The 3,608-nt window shown below is 60.3% G+C and carries 5 protein-coding genes; all 5 read right to left on the reverse strand.

Translation table 11 applies throughout. The features are described from left to right. The coding region (locus ACHWRX_RS02105; protein WP_394657915.1) for a hypothetical protein at positions 1 to 286 on the reverse strand (286 nt) is incomplete at its 3' end. 260 nt (positions 287 to 546) lie between these two features. Continuing rightward, complete coding sequence (locus tag ACHWRX_RS02110; RefSeq protein WP_394657916.1) at positions 547 to 1,233, reverse strand: glutathione S-transferase family protein; 687 nt, start codon at positions 1,231 to 1,233, stop codon at positions 547 to 549. Between the two features lie 9 nt (positions 1,234 to 1,242). Then, a complete protein-coding gene (locus ACHWRX_RS02115) occupies positions 1,243 to 2,151 on the reverse strand; it encodes an NAD(P)/FAD-dependent oxidoreductase (RefSeq protein WP_394657917.1) in 909 nt (302 codons plus the stop codon). Further along, positions 2,141 to 2,605: an RrF2 family transcriptional regulator gene (locus ACHWRX_RS02120; RefSeq protein WP_394657918.1), complete on the reverse strand. Its 465-nt coding sequence runs from the start codon at positions 2,603 to 2,605 to the stop codon at positions 2,141 to 2,143. Before ACHWRX_RS02120 ends, ACHWRX_RS02115 begins: the two co-directional genes overlap by 11 nt. A gap of 254 nt (positions 2,606 to 2,859) precedes the next feature. Continuing rightward, on the reverse strand, positions 2,860 to 3,411 hold the full coding sequence (locus ACHWRX_RS02125; RefSeq protein WP_394657919.1) for a VOC family protein: 552 nt from the start codon (positions 3,409 to 3,411) through the stop codon (positions 2,860 to 2,862). Positions 3,412 to 3,608: the final 197 nt, after the last annotated feature.

Raw genomic sequence — 3,608 nt, forward strand, 5'->3', positions numbered from 1 at the left:
GGCTCGCATAATAAGCGTCACCACCCCACCAAACATTCAAGAACGGTTCGACCGTCGCCTGCGAGCGATCAAAGTCGTGCGTCCTGCCTTCCGTCGTCCCCGGCTCAGGGTTGATCTGCCATATCGCGGATGCCGCGTCGTCAAGTAGGAAGACTTCACGTCCCATGATCTCTCGATATTCGATGCCAGCTGCGGGATAGGACTCGAACACGACGAGACTCCCTAGGCCGACTACAGGCAGGCTGAAGATGATCTTATAGTCGTCGATCCGAGGTGCCGGCGTCATACGGAGGTGCTCCCATCGCTACCTAACGGCACCGGGAAGTTATGTCTCTTCCGATCCCGGCCTTCCACAAACGAACCCGCCAAAGGGACGATCCCAGCCGCCTCATTTGGGATCGAGTTTCGGGAATGCCGGACGCTTTCCAAAATCCGTCTTTATTGCAGAAGTGAGAAAGTGAAGCCCTCAAGCCTAGGTGTCAGAACCGTTCGGTTGTGACGCTCAAAGCCAATCTACAACCCGAGGGTGAAAGCGGCGAGCCACGATTACGCAGATGGTGGGCAGACCTCGGGTAAGCCAAATGCCAGCGCGAGCAGCGGAGCGGGATAAGCGACAGGCGCGCCGCTCGGCCGCTTGGCGAACATCGAGTACCAGTCCGCGAGTCTCGGGCAATCACTCGGCAGCGTCACGCCGTAATGACCTTCGGCGAACTGCAATGTCGCCATGGCGATGCAGTCCGCGATCGTGACATGCTCGCCAGCTAGAAACGGTCCGTCCGTCTCGTCGGCTAGTTTATCGAGCATTCGCAGGCGCCCGATATAGGCGTCCGCTGCGAAGGTGGCGGCCTCTCGGCTTTGAAGCTCACGTCCGGTGAAGAGCGGGCTGGCCTTGTGGCACCAAACGCCGAATTGCGTCGCGGCTTCGTCCAGAACACTCACCAGCTCGCGCGTACGCGCACGCTGTTCCGGCGTCGAGCCCAGCAGGTCCGGTGATGGAAAACGCTCCTCCAGATATTCGAGGATTGCGATCGAAGACCGGATGAGCGTTCCATCCTCCGTTTGCAGGATCGGCACGGTCCCCATAGGGCTGAGGTGGGCCATTTCGGGTGCCGGCCAGCCTGCCATCGCATCGAACGCGATCCGCTTGATGCCGGTGATGTTCTTCTCGACTAGGTAGATGCCGATGCGGCGGGGATAAAGACCCCAGGCCAGTTCATAGAGCGTCATGGACATGGATATTCCTCAGGCGGCCAGCGGCTCGAATATGAGTGATTGATGGAGCGAGATGCCCGCCGTCACGCCATCGGCCGCTGCCCAGCTTGCGTTGTGGGGCGCGCGGGCGATGTCGCCGGCTGCGTAGACGCCGGGAACGGTAGTCAGCTTGGCGGCATCGGTGCGGACGATTTTGCCGAAGGGGCCATCGTCGAGCGCACAGCCGAGTTGGTCGGCGATCGGGCTATTCAGCCGTGAGCGTGGGGCGAGGAACAGCGCGTCGATCGCGGCCGTTCGCCCGTCATCGAGCAGCAGCGACGACATGGAGCCGTCCCCGCCGTGCAAAGCCCGCACGGGTGCCGGTTCGATCGCGACGCCGCGACGATCCAGCAAGGCACGGGCGGCCTCTTCGGGCAGGGCGTTGCCGTTCAGGTAAAGTGTGGTCGGTCCCCAGTCCGCAATCAGTACTGCCTGATGCACCGACATGGGAGTGATCCACAGGACGCCCAGCTTGCCGCCGCTATGCTCGAAACCGTGGCAGTAGGGACAGTGCAGCACACTGCGCCCCCAGCGTTCGGCCAGGCCTGGCACGTCCGGCAATAGATCGGAGATGCCGAACGCCAGCACCAGCTTGGCGGCAGTCACTACCTCACCTGTACTGAGCAAGACTTCGAACCCGCCCGCCACCGCCCGCGCATCGGTCGCGTTGCTCGCAATAATCCGCACGGTAGGGTATCGCGCGACCTCCTCACGCGCCTCAGCGATCATCGCGTATGGATCGGCACCATCCTGACCGAAGAAGCCGTGCGAGGCGTGAGCAAAGCGATTGCGCGGTGAACCGGCGTCGATAATGCACACGAACCGACGTGCGCGGGCGATATGAATGGCGGCGGACAGACCAGCATAGCTGCCGCCGATGACGATAGCATCATGCTCCATGGGTGTTCTCCAGATCGATGGATTTGCCGCTTGCGACCATGCGGGTGTGAAAATCGGCGCTCAGCGCTGCCAGCGTCACGCCCGCGAAGCGTTCGAGCAACAGCGCCTCCGCATCGCGGAAACCGGCTTCAAGTGCGGCATTGACCGCTTCCTCAACTAGGCAGCCGGGCACGTCTGTGCGATTGCCCATCGCAAACAGCTCTGGGCTGTCGAGCGCTACATACACGTCGCGCAACGTGACCGAGGCGAGGTCACGCTCGATCGTCCAACCACCGCCATGGCCCTTTGCCGAGCGCACCATCCCGGCATCGCGCAGACCTGACATGATGCGTCGGATCACGACCGCGTTGGTCCCCATGATGACAGCCATCGTCTCTGAAGTGACCGGACCATCTAGCTCGGCCATGTGGAGCAGGACGTGCAGCACGCCAGACAATCTTGTACTGCGTTTCATGCACCATTTGATGTTGCATGAAACGCTTGGAGTCAACTGCCGACGTACTAGCTTTCAGATCAGGCAGATACCTAGCGGTGTCACAGCCGTCCGGTTGTGACACCTCCTCCAATCGCGCCGTTTTGCGTGGGTTCGAGGGTGTCAAAACCCTGGATCACAACGCCGGCAAGGTGAGTAGATATGGTGGTGGAGAAAGCGGCCGATACATCTTTCCCACAAACGATCGGGAAATGGGAAAGCTTACCCCAAGCTCATTACCGGACTGGCGGCTGCATAAGCTCTATCGTGATGTGATCGGGACCTGAAACATAGGCCACCAAAGTCCCCTTGCGTGGACCACCCGCGATTGGCAACGGACTACCCTTGGCTTTCCATCCTGCTGCCTCAACGCGGGCGATGGCGGCATGAATATCTTTCACGGTCAGAGCCAGGTGAGCCGCACCGATCGCCCCCGCGCTGGAAGGCACCGCCCCATTCTGGTGCCCTTTTGAATATTGCAACAATTCGACCGCGTAACCGCTCGGTGCCCTGACGATCGCCGTTTTCACACTCGGATCATCGACACCGGTCACCTGATGCAAGAAGTCGCCCCCCATCTCCGATTGTCGCTCAAGGGTGAAGCCGAGCGCTCCTGTCCAAAACCGAATGGCTTCGTCCAGAGACGATACGGCGAAGCCCGTGTGGTCCACGGTAATGACGTTTGCGGCATCGTTCATTGCTGCACTCCCACTGGGCCGTGCTTGCATTGTCTGTGTCTGCGCGTTGGCTGCAACCGACGCCAGCAGCATGGCGAATATGATCTTCATCGTAACGCATTAGGGCACGGATGCTTTCTCGAAAAGGAACGGCAGACGAGATGGCCGTCGCTTTTCCACGAGGATCGAGTTTCGGGAATGCCGGACGCTTTCCAAAATCCGTCTTTATTGCAGAAGTGAGAAAGTGAAGCCCTCAAGCCTAGGTGTCAGAACCGTTCGGTTGTGACACTCCGTTCCAGGGCAGGTGA

The organism is uncultured Novosphingobium sp. (assembly GCF_964277725.1).
Lineage (GTDB): Bacteria > Pseudomonadota > Alphaproteobacteria > Sphingomonadales > Sphingomonadaceae > Novosphingobium > Novosphingobium fluoreni.